14 protein-coding genes are annotated in these 12,618 nt (G+C 32.3%); 1 reads left to right on the forward strand and 13 read right to left on the reverse strand.

Features of this window, described 5'->3' with window-relative positions; genetic code table 11:
* Positions 1-14 precede the first annotated feature (14 nt).
* A complete protein-coding gene (fbaA, locus tag C8D80_RS10980; protein WP_133610333.1) occupies positions 15-1,082 on the reverse strand; it encodes a class II fructose-bisphosphate aldolase in 1,068 nt (355 codons plus the stop codon).
* Positions 1,083-1,129: 47 nt separating this feature from the next.
* Positions 1,130-3,679 carry a translocation and assembly module lipoprotein TamL gene (tamL, locus tag C8D80_RS10985; protein ID WP_133610334.1) on the reverse strand — a complete coding sequence of 850 codons (2,550 nt, stop codon included), beginning with the start codon at positions 3,677-3,679 and terminating at the stop codon, positions 1,130-1,132.
* Positions 3,680-3,715: 36 nt separating this feature from the next.
* Between tamL and C8D80_RS10990 the strand changes: the two genes are divergently transcribed.
* Positions 3,716-4,441 carry a TrmH family RNA methyltransferase gene (locus C8D80_RS10990; RefSeq protein ID WP_133610337.1) on the forward strand — a complete coding sequence of 242 codons (726 nt, stop codon included), beginning with the start codon at positions 3,716-3,718 and terminating at the stop codon, positions 4,439-4,441.
* 3 nt (positions 4,442-4,444) lie between these two features.
* Here the strand turns inward: C8D80_RS10990 and porT are convergent, their stop codons facing one another.
* From porT to C8D80_RS11045, 11 genes are all read right to left on the reverse strand, one after another.
* A complete protein-coding gene (gene porT, locus C8D80_RS10995) occupies positions 4,445-5,137 on the reverse strand; it encodes a type IX secretion/gliding motility protein PorT/SprT (protein WP_133610339.1) in 693 nt (230 codons plus the stop codon).
* Position 5,138: 1 nt separating this feature from the next.
* Positions 5,139-5,870, reverse strand: coding sequence for a bifunctional demethylmenaquinone methyltransferase/2-methoxy-6-polyprenyl-1,4-benzoquinol methylase UbiE (ubiE, locus tag C8D80_RS11000; protein ID WP_133610341.1), 732 nt, complete (start codon positions 5,868-5,870; stop codon positions 5,139-5,141).
* Positions 5,871-5,923: 53 nt separating this feature from the next.
* Positions 5,924-6,409, reverse strand: coding sequence for a dihydrofolate reductase (locus tag C8D80_RS11005; protein WP_133610343.1), 486 nt, complete (start codon positions 6,407-6,409; stop codon positions 5,924-5,926).
* A gap of 1 nt (position 6,410) precedes the next feature.
* The gene (locus C8D80_RS11010; protein ID WP_133610345.1) at positions 6,411-6,806 is read right to left on the reverse strand and encodes a hypothetical protein; all 396 of its coding nucleotides are present in this window, start codon (positions 6,804-6,806) and stop codon (positions 6,411-6,413) included.
* Position 6,807: 1 nt separating this feature from the next.
* Positions 6,808-7,266 (reverse strand): energy transducer TonB, encoded by a 459-nt coding sequence (locus tag C8D80_RS11015; protein WP_133610347.1) that lies wholly within the window; start codon positions 7,264-7,266, stop codon positions 6,808-6,810.
* A 134-nt stretch (positions 7,267-7,400) separates the two neighbouring features.
* Positions 7,401-7,850, reverse strand: a complete 450-nt coding sequence (locus C8D80_RS11020; RefSeq protein WP_133610350.1) for an energy transducer TonB — start codon at positions 7,848-7,850, stop codon at positions 7,401-7,403.
* Positions 7,851-8,648 (reverse strand): energy transducer TonB, encoded by a 798-nt coding sequence (locus tag C8D80_RS11025; RefSeq protein ID WP_133610352.1) that lies wholly within the window; start codon positions 8,646-8,648, stop codon positions 7,851-7,853. It lies immediately after the preceding gene.
* Between the two features lie 9 nt (positions 8,649-8,657).
* A complete protein-coding gene (locus C8D80_RS11030) occupies positions 8,658-9,482 on the reverse strand; it encodes a thymidylate synthase (protein ID WP_133610354.1) in 825 nt (274 codons plus the stop codon).
* 71 nt (positions 9,483-9,553) lie between these two features.
* Entirely contained in the window at positions 9,554-10,813 is a 1,260-nt protein-coding gene (locus C8D80_RS11035; RefSeq protein ID WP_133610356.1) for a nucleoside permease, read from the reverse strand.
* An 18-nt stretch (positions 10,814-10,831) separates the two neighbouring features.
* Complete coding sequence (locus tag C8D80_RS11040) at positions 10,832-11,455, reverse strand: bifunctional nuclease family protein (protein WP_111567342.1); 624 nt, start codon at positions 11,453-11,455, stop codon at positions 10,832-10,834.
* A 179-nt stretch (positions 11,456-11,634) separates the two neighbouring features.
* Entirely contained in the window at positions 11,635-12,603 is a 969-nt protein-coding gene (locus C8D80_RS11045) for an electron transfer flavoprotein subunit alpha/FixB family protein (protein ID WP_111567341.1), read from the reverse strand.
* Positions 12,604-12,618 lie beyond the last annotated feature (15 nt).

Here is a 12,618-nt window from a genome sequence, read left to right on the forward strand (position 1 = left end):
CTCGTACTTCGTACTTATAAAGTATTCACGTTATTTAAATCGGCAAAAGCTTGTTCTAATCTTGTGTTGAACGTAACTTCTCCTTCACGAACCCATTTTCTTGGATCGTAGTGTTTTTTGTTTGGACTATCTGCTCCGTCTGGACTTCCGATTTGTGTTTTTAAATAATCGATTTTAGAAGTCATATAATCACGAATTCCTTCAGTGAAAGCAAATTGTAAATCGGTATCAATATTCATTTTAATTACTCCGTAAGAAATTGCTTCTCTAATTTCTTCTAAAGTAGAACCTGAACCTCCGTGGAATACAAAATCAACCGGGTTGTTTCCTGTGTTGAATTTATTTTGAACGTATTCTTGAGAATTTTTAAGAATTTTTGGAGTCAATTTCACATTTCCTGGTTTGTAAACGCCATGAACATTTCCGAAAGAAGCTGCGATAGTAAATCTTGGACTTACTTTCATTAATTCTTCGTAAGCGTAAGCTACTTCATCAGGTTGTGTGTATAATTTTGAGCTGTCAACATCAGAATTGTCTACACCGTCTTCTTCACCACCAGTAATTCCTAATTCGATTTCTAATGTCATGCCCATTTTGCTCATTCTTTCTAAATATTTTTTAGAAATTTCAAGATTTTCTTCAATCGGTTCTTCCGATAAATCAATCATGTGAGAGCTATATAATGGTTTTCCTGTTTCAGCAAAATGTTTTTCTGAAGCATCTAATAAACCATCAATCCATGGTAAAAGATTTTTTGCACAATGGTCGGTATGTAAAATAACCGTTGCACCATAAGCTTCAGCTAAAGTATGAATATGTTTAGCACCTGCAACAGCTCCTAAAATAGCTGATTTTTGATTTTCATTTGATAATCCTTTTCCAGCATTAAATTGTGCTCCACCATTAGAAAACTGAATGATAACTGGCGCATTTAATTTTGCAGCTGTTTCTAAAACACCATTAATAGTACTAGATCCTACAACATTAACAGCAGGTAATGCAAATCCTTTTTGTTTTGCGTAATTAAAGATTTCTTGTACTTGATCTCCGGTAGCAACACCAGGTTTAATATTGTGACTCATAGTTGTATGTTTTTAGTATAGTTGTGCAAAAATAATAATTTAAAAAATTAGAACGGATAATTAATACCAAAATTTAGCACTGTTTTGCTAAAGTTCACCCCTTTTAACCATCGGTCGCCGACTTCTCTTCCTGGGTCGTAGGCTTTGTAACCTAAATCGAAACGGAAAACAAAGAAGTCAAAATCATATCGTAGACCAATTCCAGAACCAAATGCTAAATCTTCAAATGAGCTAAATCCGTTAAAAGTATAGTCTTCATCCGTAATATTATCAAATACATTCCAAATGTTTCCAATATCGGCAAAAAAGGCACTGTAGAAATTTCCTCCCACTCTAAAACGGTATTCTAAACTGTAGGCTAATTTAAAGTTGGCTTCGTTAAAGTCATTAATTCCGCCACTTCGACCTGGTCCTAGACTATAGGCTTGCCAACCTCTGTTATCATTTGAACCTCCAGAAAAATAACTTCGCGAGAAAGGAATTGATTGTGCATTGCCAAACGGAACTGCTAAGCCAGCAAAAGCTCTCATGGCTAAGGTGTTTTTCTTGCCAAAATCCCAGTGTTTGATAAAATCGATTTCCCCTTTTATGTATTGTGAATATTCAATTCCAAACATGGTTTCGTTACCGTTTTGGTTCAAATCTTCGTTTTTTGTACCCGCTAATAGTGAAAGTACATTTCCTGCGGATTCTATTTTAGTTCGTATCGAATAAAAACTATTGTCTAATAAGCTAGCTTTAGTGTTTCGGAAGAATGTTATACCAGAAGAAACAATTAAGTTGTTTTCAATTAATCGTTCTCTTCTTTCGCCAATACTTCGTATGACTTTATAATCTTGGTCGCTTGGGTTTAAAGAAGTACTTCCGTTTTCAACATCATTGATGAAATTTACTGCTCCTTGTGTTGTTAAATTTCCATTTTCAAAGTTAGCAGGGTCAACATTGTAATCCTGTGCTAAATCATTTAAAGTGTTGTAGGAAGAAGTATAAACGTTAAAGTAGTTTTCAGGATTCAAGTTTTTAATAAACTGAATGTTTAATAAGTCAAATCGAATGGTGTTTTTTTGTTTTGGAGTCCAATTATAATTAAAAACTCCTGTTAAGTTTTCCTTGTCTAAACCAATATTTCTTTGACTGGTTAAACCAATGTTCGCATTGGTGGTAGGAAGCATTTCTTTTTTGATGATTTTTCTTGTATCTAAAGGGAAAACAATTCTTGGAAAACTTAATTTTCCTTCTACACCATATTCAGAAATATTGAAAAACACGTTATTTGGATTGGCCAAATCTTTAGAAGAACCAATGTTTCCTTTTGCTGATAACTCAAATGTTTCGGCTCTTTTAAATAAGTTTCTCCATGTAAATGCCATTCTGCCGCTAATTCCAAATTCTTGTACATCGGAAGTTGTAACATCAATAGAAGGTTGCCAAATATATTTTGGTTTACTCATCAAATAAATGTTAGCAATAAGCGAAGTGTTTGTACTGTCACTAGGGTCTTCAACATATTCAATGTTTGGATAATTAAAAACCTTTAAATTGCTTAACGATTTTGAAGTTAACGTTCTGTCGTTGTCGCTAAATAATTTTCCTTTTTCAATAAAAATGGCGTTTGTGATAGCTTTAGGTTTGTATTTTAATTTACCTGCGCTGTAGATATTAAAATTTCGATACGTTACACTATCGTTAAACTGATTGCGTTCTTTTTTTGAAGTATTATTAGTAAAAATATTAACCTGGCTAATTTTATAAACTGTAAATGGGCGTTTTGTTAAGGTGTCGCCATCTTTTACATAACGGTCTTCAATTTTTAAATTGATGTTCATTTTTTGAACCGAATCATCTATGATAGCATCATATTTTACGTTACTTTCCTGAAAATGGTACACACCATTATTTCTTAGATATTGAGTGATTCTTTTTCTTTCGTTATCAAAATTAAGATAAGAATACTGATCGCCTTTTTTTATGAAACTCTTTTTTTCTTGAAGCGTGTACATGCTATCAATTGCTGGAGTTTCAATAAATTTTGAAATGGAATCTATAAAGTAAGGCTTTCCAGTAGTTATTTTATAAACTATTTTTCCCTTTTTCTTTCCAAGAGAATCAATAGACATTGTAACTGTATTTCTAATAAATCCGTTGTTGTAATAAAATCCACTCAATCTTTCTTTAGAACGTATTGCTTTTTTTTCATCAATAATAACAGGTGCTTCTCCCGTTTCTTTCATGAAATTAGATAATCCACTAACGAAAAAAGATTTACCTAATCGATTCACTTGTTTGGCAGATAAAAAACGATTCAGATTTTTTATTCTATTGGGTTTTTTGTTCAGCCAAGCTTGGTAAGAAGAATCCGGATTTGGTTTTGCGGCATTGTATAAGGTTAGTCCAAATGGGTAATTTAAAAATTTAGTATTAGGTTGTTGTACCACTAAATTATTAATACGGTCTTCCTTGTTCAATTCGTCATTAACGAAGATTTCGTTTTTGGTCAATAACTTTTCACTTTCGGGTACTCGCTTCACTAACGAACACGAATAAATTATTGTTCCGATTACAAATAATAATGTTATTTTTGATAAATTATTTCTCAAAGCACTTTTTAAAAGTTAGTCAAAAATACAATTTTTATGGTTAGTAAAAACCAAATTAAACTAATAACGAGTTTACAGCAAAAAAAATATAGAAAACAAGAACAACTTTTCTTTGCCGAAGGTGTAAAGGTAGTTCAAGAATTGCTGAATTCTAACTTTGAATTACAAGATTTATTTACAACAAAGCAAGATTTTCTTACAGTTTCAAAAGACAAAGTTCATGCCATTTCTGATACGGAATTAAAAAAAATCAGTGCTTTAACTACTCCAAATACTTGTTTGGCGGTTTTTAAAATGCCAAAATCAAAAGATTTCGTTGAAAAGGGACTAATTGTAGTTTTAGATGATGTTCGCGATCCTGGAAATTTAGGAACAATTATTCGTTTGTGCGACTGGTTTGGAATTGAAACCTTGTTTTGTTCGGAAGAATCAGTTGATATTTATAATCCAAAAGTGGTGCAAGCTACAATGGGTTCTATTAGTAGAGTAAATGTGGTGTATGGAAATTTAGAAGCGTTTTTAACGAAAACTAAATTACCTGTTTTTGGTACTTTTATGGATGGGAAGAATATTTACCAAGAAAAATTACCAAAAGAAGGAATTATTATCATGGGGAATGAAGCGAACGGAATTTCGTCTTCAGTTGAAAAGTTAGTTTCTGAACGAATTGCTATTCCACGTTTTGGAAATCTTCAAGTTACAGAAAGTTTAAATGTTGCAACCGCTACAGCCATTATTCTGAGTGAATTTAAACGAAGTTAACTTTTAGTGGAAAGAAAAATTGATGAAGAAACCACGCGTTTTCATCTCGTGCACATTTCCTGTCCAAGGACTATTCGGGTCGTTATCACGAATTAACTCATCGTTCATACTAAAGACACCTCTGATAGATGGTGAAAAAATGAAATATTCCAAATACAAATCAATTCCAAATCCTACTTCGTAGAAATTAGTCCATTTGGTCATTCTAAAACGGTTATTGAAATTGTCATCTGGAGAATCGGCATTGCTGCTAAGGTTTAAAGCAGTTGAAACACCTCCAAGTAAATAAGGTCTAACATTACCTGTTCGTAAAGCAGAATATTTTAATAATAAAGGAAAGAAAATATAAGTCGATTTCACTTCTCTTAAACGATCACCTGTATCGGTAATATTAGGAAAGGTTAAATTACGTTGGGTTATAACTAATCCAGGTTCAAATCGCAAATCAAAATATTCAGCCAATCTAAGATTTCCAATTAAACCTACGTTAAAACCAGTAGTGGCTCCTACTTCAATATCTTCGGTAACGGATAAATAATCGGTTTTAAAATCCAAACTATTAAATCCAAGGTAATAACCCCAGTGAACGCGCTGTTTGTTCCAATTTTCTTTGTTGATAATTGGGTCTTTGCTAAACATGCCTTCCTGAGCTAAAAGGATAGGTGAAAAAAGTAATAAAAATAAAAACTTCTTCATATTATTTTTTAGATGCTTGATAAATAGTAGCTACTCCAAATGTTTGAGGTAGATGCTTCACATCTATAAACCCAATTTTTCTCAAAATATTGTTTAACACTTCTCCAAAAGGGAATTCGTTTGCAGAATTTGATAAGTACGTGTAAGCGGATTGATCTTTTGAAAACAATTTTCCTACTAACGGAAGAATTACTTTTGAATGAAAAGCATAACCTTGTTTGAACGGAAATTTAGTAGGAACTGAAGTTTCTAAAATGATAAATTGTCCGTTAGGTTTTAATGTTCTTAAGATTTCAGATAAACCTTTTTCAAGATTTTCAAAATTACGAACGCCATAAGCAACGGTAATAACATCAAAATAATTATCAGGATAAGGAATGTTTTCACCATCACCTAAAACCATTTGAATTTTTGAGTCTAATTTTTGCGCTTCAATTTTTTTCTTCCCAATGTCTAACATTCCTTGAGAAATATCTAAACCAATGATTTCAGTAGCAGAAGTTTTTGCAAATAAAATAGCCAAATCACCCGTGCCAGTTGCAATATCTAAAATAGATTTTGGCTGACTTGCCGCTACCATTTTCAAGATTTTTTGCTTCCACTTTGCATCAGTGCCAAAAGAAATTACTTTATTAAGACCATCATAGTTACCAGAAATGTTGTCAAACATTTGAGCAACTTGTTCTTTTTTACCTAATTCTGAATCTTTGTATGGCGTTATATTTTTTGACATTTTATTAATTTTGGAACACAAAAGTACGATTAATAATCAAGAACTTAAAAAATTTACCTTTTAACATACGTTAAAAAAGTAAAATCGTAATCGTGTTTTTCGTCTTTAGTGTGGAATTCTTCAAAAACTAATTCCCATTTATCAGTATCAATTTCCGGGAAAAAAGTATCTGCTTCAATAGTAGTATGCACACGCGTTAAATCGATTTTATCCGCAATTTCAATAGATTGTTTGTAGATTTCGCCTCCGCCAATGATGAAAACTTCTTCCTCTTTTGGACACAAATCAATCGCTTTTTTTAAACTACTTGCTACCAAACAACCTTCTGGCGCTTCGTAATCTTTTTGTCGAGTAATAATTACATGTGTGCGATTAGGTAACGGTTTCTGAAAGCTTTCAAAAGTTTTTCTTCCCATCACAATAAAATGACCCGATGTTAAACTTTTAAAACGTTTAAAATCATCTGGCAAATGCCAAACCAATTGATTGTCTTTTCCTAAAGCGTTGTTTTCAGATGCGGCTGCGATTATAGTTAGCATGTTATTTTTCTTTTGGGTGTAAATAAAATGAAGTTGTCATTAAAGCATCTCGAGGTTTTCCGTTTTCAATTACGGGTTCAACTTTTGGAAATTTTTTGAATAGTTCAATAATTTTATGTTTGAAATTTTCAATTTTCCCATCAATAGATTCAATTACCATATTGCCTTCTTTGGTAACGGTATATTTTATTCTCAAAAGTTGTAAATCGTATAAATTCGATGCTTCTTCTCTATATTTTTCATATTCTGATTGGACTTCAGTTCTAATTACTTCCATAATGCAAGAATTAGGAGAGGAAGTTTTTTTACAGTCGTCAAATAGTTTTTCGTAATTTTTATCTTGTCCAAATAATGAGAGTTGAAACAGTAAAAAAAGTATAATAGATATTTTTTTCATGTTATTTTAAATTAAAGATTATTGGTTGTAGGTATTTTGTACTCACAGTTTCTCCTCTAAATTTTCCGGGTTCCATTTTTGGTAAAAGACTTATTATTCTAATTGCTTCTGTCTCTAATAATTCGCAACCTTCAGGAACTTTAGTTGAAATGATTTCAATTTTTCCTTCGGCATTAATTACAAAGATTACAGAAACTCGTCCTTGAATTTTTTTCTTTCTAGCTTCTTTTGGATAGTTAAAGTTTTTACTAATGTGTTCACTCAATTTTTCTTGAAAACAAGTTAGTTTTTTGTTTCTAGCCTCTTCTTCACATCCGGGAAAAACGGGAACATCTTCAAGTACGGGAAAAGGAACAATCTCTTCTTTTATAACTTCTTCTTTGGTTACCGTTATTTCTTGTGACCAACTAATATTAGCTTTTAAAATCAGAGCTAAAACAAATAGCATTTTTTTTATCATAAAGCAGTTTTATTTATTAAATCAAATGGAAAAAGATTTTGTTAATTCTGTTTATATAATTGGTTTTAGTAGTTTTGAAATTATATGTTAATTTTAAACTATACTAAAGTGATATTTTGGATGCTACCTAAATTTTAAAGTTTAAAAGTTATGGGTTGGGTATATTTTACTTTAACTGGTTTTCCTTTTTGCATTCCAGGTTTAAATTTTGGAAGTAAGCTTATAATCCTAATAGCTTCTTTTTCTAGTATTTCGCAATCTTTACAATCTTCTGGACTTTTTGCAACAATATTTTCAACCACACCTTCATAGTTTATTAAAAAAGTAACGAGAATTCTACCTTGTATTTTTTTTTGTTTAGCAACCGTAGGGTATCTCATGTTTTTAATTACATGTTCTGCCATTTTTTGCTTGAAGCAGTTTACAGAATTACTTTGATCTATTTCATCACATCCATGAAATATAGGTGCAGATTCTGTTACTGTAATAGGTTTTTTTTCTTCTGAGGTTTCTGTGATCTTTTTTTCTTGACCAAAAGATAAGAGTTGCGAAAAGATAAAAATAAGAATTAAAGTTTTGTTCATTTATTGAAGTCTAAAAGTTAAAGGAAATTGATAATTTACAGATACAGGTTTTCCTTCTTTGATGCCTGGATTAAATGTAGGAAGAAATTCTGAGATTTTTAGAGCTTGATTTTGAAGAATTGGATGTGAAAAATAAACAATAATAGTTCTTATTTCACCTTCTTTGTTAATTACAAAATTTGTAATTGTTCTTCCTTGAATATCATTCTCCATTGCATATTCTGGATATTTAAAATTTTTTCTTACAACTTTGTTAATGATATTATTTATACTTTCAAGTGCTTTTTCTTTATCTGTGAATTTCTCTGGTTTTCCGCCATAAGAAGGATAAAGGTCTAATTCTTCTATACGATTGGTTTTATTTTCTTCTTTTTGTCGAATTAAAATATCATTAAATTTTTCCCCTTCGTAATTGTATTTTTTTAAATCAAATTTTACAGTAATGTATTCTAAATCTTTACCCTTTTCAAAATTTTCTATTGGGAAAGGCGGAGCTTTTAAAAAAAAATTATTTAATAATTCTTCAATGTCTTTGTTTTCTTCGTTTATTATAACAAATTGAAATTTCTTATTGCTGTCAATTTTAATGATCCCACTAATAACTCTTTCTTCTTTTGTTAACGGATCGTTTATTTGGTTGTATTCATAATTGAACATTCTTAAGATTCTGTAAAAATTAGAACCAATATTTGTTTTTGAAATACTATCTAAACCAGAATACAACTCGGAATATTCTTGAGCTGTGGTTTTTAAGTTTAAAAAACAAATAAATAAAAAAGCTAATACTATTTTTTTCATAATTTCTTTTTAAACAGCAACTGCACCTTTAATATGTGGATGCGGGTCATAACCTTCCAACGTAAAATCCTCAAACTTAAAATCAAAGATATTTTTAATTTCTGGGTTTAATTTCATCGTTGGTAATGGTCGGCACTCACGAGATAGTTGTAATTCTAATTGTTCCATGTGGTTGTTGTAAATGTGCGCATCTCCAAAAGTGTGGATGAATTCGCCTACTTGTAAATCACAAACTTGCGCAATCATCATCGTAAACAAAGCATAAGACGCAATGTTAAACGGAACGCCTAAGAAAATATCGGCACTGCGTTGGTACAACTGGCAACTTAATTTTCCATCGGCAACATAAAACTGAAAAAACGCATGACATGGAGGTAAAGCGGCTTTTCCATTGGCTACGTTTTCTGCAAACGAAACAGAAGTATCCGGCAAAACACTAGGATTCCAAGCGGAAACTAACATTCTTCTGCTGTTTGGATTGGTTTTTAGCGTTTCTATTAATTCGGTAATTTGGTCAATTTCTTCACTGTTCCAATTGCGCCATTGGTGTCCGTAAACCGGACCTAAATCGCCATTTTCATCAGCCCATTCATCCCAAATTTTCACTCCGTTTTCTTGTAAATATTTGATGTTCGTGTCACCATTTAAAAACCACAACAATTCGTAAATAATCGATTTTAAGTGTAGTTTCTTAGTGGTTACCATTGGGAAACCTTCGCTTAAATCAAAACGCATTTGGTAACCAAAAACACTTAAGGTTCCAGTTCCTGTACGGTCGCCTTTTTGGTTGCCGTTTGCTAATACGTGTTTTACTAAATCGTGATATTGTTGCATTTTTAAGTCAGAAGTTAGAAGTTAGAAGTCAGAAGTTTTTGAAATCTTCAACAACTTATTCAATAATAAAATTAATGTGTAATATTAGCTACATCCTTTGGGTTATGCTTGTGCTTGAATAGAACAGCAAAAGCAATTGCAATTACTAAAGCATAAGCAGCAAAAGTTAACCAGATGTTGTGCCAGTCTTTTTCTCCTGTTGCAGCATCTGTAAAATACATGCTGATGATTTGTCCGCTGACAACACTTCCTAAAACAGCACCGAAACCGTTAGTCATCATCATGAATAAACCTTGAGCCGAAGAACGAATCTTAGAATCGGTTGAGGTTTCTACGAATAATGAACCTGAAATGTTAAAGAAATCAAATGCCATTCCGTAAACCACACAGGATAAAATAATCATCCATAATCCATCACCAGGATTTCCGTAAGCAAATAATCCGAAACGTAAAACCCATGCAATCATACTAAACAACATTACTTGTTTGATTCCGAAACGTCTTAAGAAAAATGGAATTGCCAAGATGAATAAGGTTTCTGAAATTTGAGAAATCGACATAATTAAAGTCGAATATTTTACTACTAATGAATCGGCATAAACTGGATCGTGTTTAAAGTCATCTAAAAATACATCACCGTAAGCGTTGGTTAATTGTAAAGCAGCTCCAAGGAACATACTGAATACAAAGAATAAGGCTAATTTGTAATCAGCAAATAATTTAAACGAACTTAATCCCATAAGTTCCATGAAAGACTTGTTTTCTGTAGTATTTCCTTCTGGTTCACATTTTGGTAATGTAAAGGAATACAATCCTAAGAAAATAGCAGCAATGGCGGCAATGTAAAATTGATTTTCAGAAGCTTTATTTCCGGTTAAGTTGGTAATCCACATCGCTACAATGAAACCAATAGTTCCCCAAACACGAATAGGTGGAAAGTCTTTCACCACATCTAAACCACCTTTTTTCAAGGCGTTGTAAGCAACAGAATTAGAAAGCGCAATGGTTGGCATGTAAAAAATCATTGCCACTAAAATCACCCAAAAGAAATCAGATGGATTGCTAACTTGTGGAACATATAAAAGTGTTAAACCTCCTAAAATATGAAGAGCTCCGTATAATTTTTCAGCATTTATCCATCGGTCGGCAACAATTCCGCAAAGTGTTGGCATAAAAATCGAAGCAATTCCCATAGTAGAAAAAATAGCTCCAAATTGTGCTCCATCCCAATTTTTAGTTCCAAACCAATAATTTGCTACTGTGATAAGCCAAGCTCCCCAAACGAAGAACTGGAAAAAGTTCATTATCGTTAATCTGAATTTTACATTCATACTGTTATAGTTAAAGTATTAAGATTCTTTTTTTGAGATTTCATCTCTAATTTTTGCTGCTTTTTCGTAGTCTTCGTTTTGCACAGCTTCGTCTAATTTTTCGTATAATTCTTTTAGCGAATAGCCTGAATAACTGTCAGCAGGAACAACTACATCTTCTTGTCCAAAAGTTTCTGGAGTAGAAAGAATGTCATCGTTTTCCTGGTTTTCTGCATTTTCAGAAGGATTAATGCTTAGGTAAATTCCAGCTTTGTCCAAGATGTTTTTGTAAGTAAAAATAGGAGCATTAAAGCGTAACGCTAACGCAATAGCATCTGAAGTTCTAGCGTCGATAATTTCTTCGATTTTGTCTCTTTCACAAATAATACTCGAATAGAAAACACCATCAACTAACTTATGAATAATCACTTGTTTTACCACGATGTCAAATCGGTCGGCAAAACTTTTAAATAAATCGTGTGTAAGTGGGCGAGGTGGTTTGATTTCTTTTTCTAAAGCAATAGCAATAGATTGAGCTTCAAAAGCACCGATAACGATAGGTAGTTTTCGGTCACCATCCACTTCATTTAAGATTAAGGCATAAGCTCCGTTTTGCGTTTGGCTATAGGAAATACCTTTTATAGTTAATTTTACTAAACTCATTTCAAATTGTTAATTATCATTTCTTTGATGTCTGATTTGGATTTTTAAACACCATCACAAAGTCAGAAAATGGCTAACAGAAAAACGGTTAGCCATTCGCTCCAAAAATAAAAAAAAGAGCTATCTAAACAAAGATAACTCTAATTTTAATTTAATATATTTTTTAAACAACTATTTTGTTACGAGTTGCTTGCTTTAAATGCTTTTAATTTTTCAATTAATTGAGGCACTACAGTGAAAGCATCACCTACAACTCCATAATCAGCTACTTTAAAGAAAGGTGCTTCTGGATCTGTGTTGATAACTACTTTTACTTTTGATGAGTTAATACCTGCAATATGTTGAATTGCTCCAGAGATTCCAACTGCAATGTACAAGTTAGAAGCTACTGGTTTTCCAGTTTGTCCAACGTGCTCACTGTGAGGTCTCCATCCGATGTCAGAAACTGGTTTAGAACATGCAGTTGCAGCACCTAAAACAGAAGCTAATTCTTCAATCATTCCCCAATTTTCTGGACCTTTCATTCCACGACCTGCAGAGACCACGATTTCAGCATCAGCGATAGTTACTTTTCCAGTTACTTTTTCTACGTTTTCAACTTTGATTCCGAAATCAGCATCGTTTAATGATGGTGCGAAGCTTTCTTCAGTCATTGCAGCAGCATTTTCTACTAATCCGAAAGAGTTTTTAGCAATTCCTAATACTTTTACTGGAGTTGAAATTTCAGTAATATTGAATGCTTTGTTTGAAAAAGCTGTTCTTTTTACTTGGAAAGGCGAAGTGCTTTCTGGTAACGCTACAACATTTGAAGCATAACCTGCTTCTAAAGCTACCGCTACGAGTGGAGCTAAATATAAACTATCTGTAGTTGAAGAAACTAATACAATTTGAGTTCCTTCTTTTTTAGCCGCTTGAGCAATTACATCAGCATATGCTTTTGCGCTAAAGTTGTTTAATTTATCGTTTGAAACGTTTAATACTTTGTCTACTCCGTAAGCCGCTAAAGCACTGTTGTCAGAGTTGTTAATAGTTACAGCGGTAACTGTTGTTCCCATTGAAGCAGCTACTTTTTTTGCGTAAGAAGCTAATTCGAATGCTACTTTTTTAATTTTTCCTTCTGCTGATTCAGCATATATTAATATCGACATGATTCTTTAATTTTT

This window comes from Flavobacterium cheniae (assembly GCF_004363695.1).
In the GTDB taxonomy this organism is placed as follows: domain Bacteria; phylum Bacteroidota; class Bacteroidia; order Flavobacteriales; family Flavobacteriaceae; genus Flavobacterium; species Flavobacterium cheniae.

Bases quoted from the DNA above. Each gene is read 5' to 3' on its own strand.
- fbaA (WP_133610333.1), bottom strand. From the start codon at position 1,082: ATGAGTCACAATATTAAACCTGGTGTTGCTACCGGAGATCAAGTACAA.
- C8D80_RS10990 (WP_133610337.1), top strand. From the start codon at position 3,716: ATGGTTAGTAAAAACCAAATTAAACTAATAACGAGTTTACAGCAAAAA.
- porT (WP_133610339.1), bottom strand. From the start codon at position 5,137: ATGAAGAAGTTTTTATTTTTATTACTTTTTTCACCTATCCTTTTAGCT.
- ubiE (WP_133610341.1), bottom strand. From the start codon at position 5,870: ATGTCAAAAAATATAACGCCATACAAAGATTCAGAATTAGGTAAAAAA.
- C8D80_RS11005 (WP_133610343.1), bottom strand. From the start codon at position 6,409: ATGCTAACTATAATCGCAGCCGCATCTGAAAACAACGCTTTAGGAAAA.
- C8D80_RS11010 (WP_133610345.1), bottom strand. From the start codon at position 6,806: ATGAAAAAAATATCTATTATACTTTTTTTACTGTTTCAACTCTCATTA.
- C8D80_RS11015 (WP_133610347.1), bottom strand. From the start codon at position 7,266: ATGATAAAAAAAATGCTATTTGTTTTAGCTCTGATTTTAAAAGCTAAT.
- C8D80_RS11020 (WP_133610350.1), bottom strand. From the start codon at position 7,850: ATGAACAAAACTTTAATTCTTATTTTTATCTTTTCGCAACTCTTATCT.
- C8D80_RS11025 (WP_133610352.1), bottom strand. From the start codon at position 8,648: ATGAAAAAAATAGTATTAGCTTTTTTATTTATTTGTTTTTTAAACTTA.
- C8D80_RS11030 (WP_133610354.1), bottom strand. From the start codon at position 9,482: ATGCAACAATATCACGATTTAGTAAAACACGTATTAGCAAACGGCAAC.
- C8D80_RS11035 (WP_133610356.1), bottom strand. From the start codon at position 10,813: ATGAATGTAAAATTCAGATTAACGATAATGAACTTTTTCCAGTTCTTC.
- C8D80_RS11040 (WP_111567342.1), bottom strand. From the start codon at position 11,455: ATGAGTTTAGTAAAATTAACTATAAAAGGTATTTCCTATAGCCAAACG.
- C8D80_RS11045 (WP_111567341.1), bottom strand. From the start codon at position 12,603: ATGTCGATATTAATATATGCTGAATCAGCAGAAGGAAAAATTAAAAAA.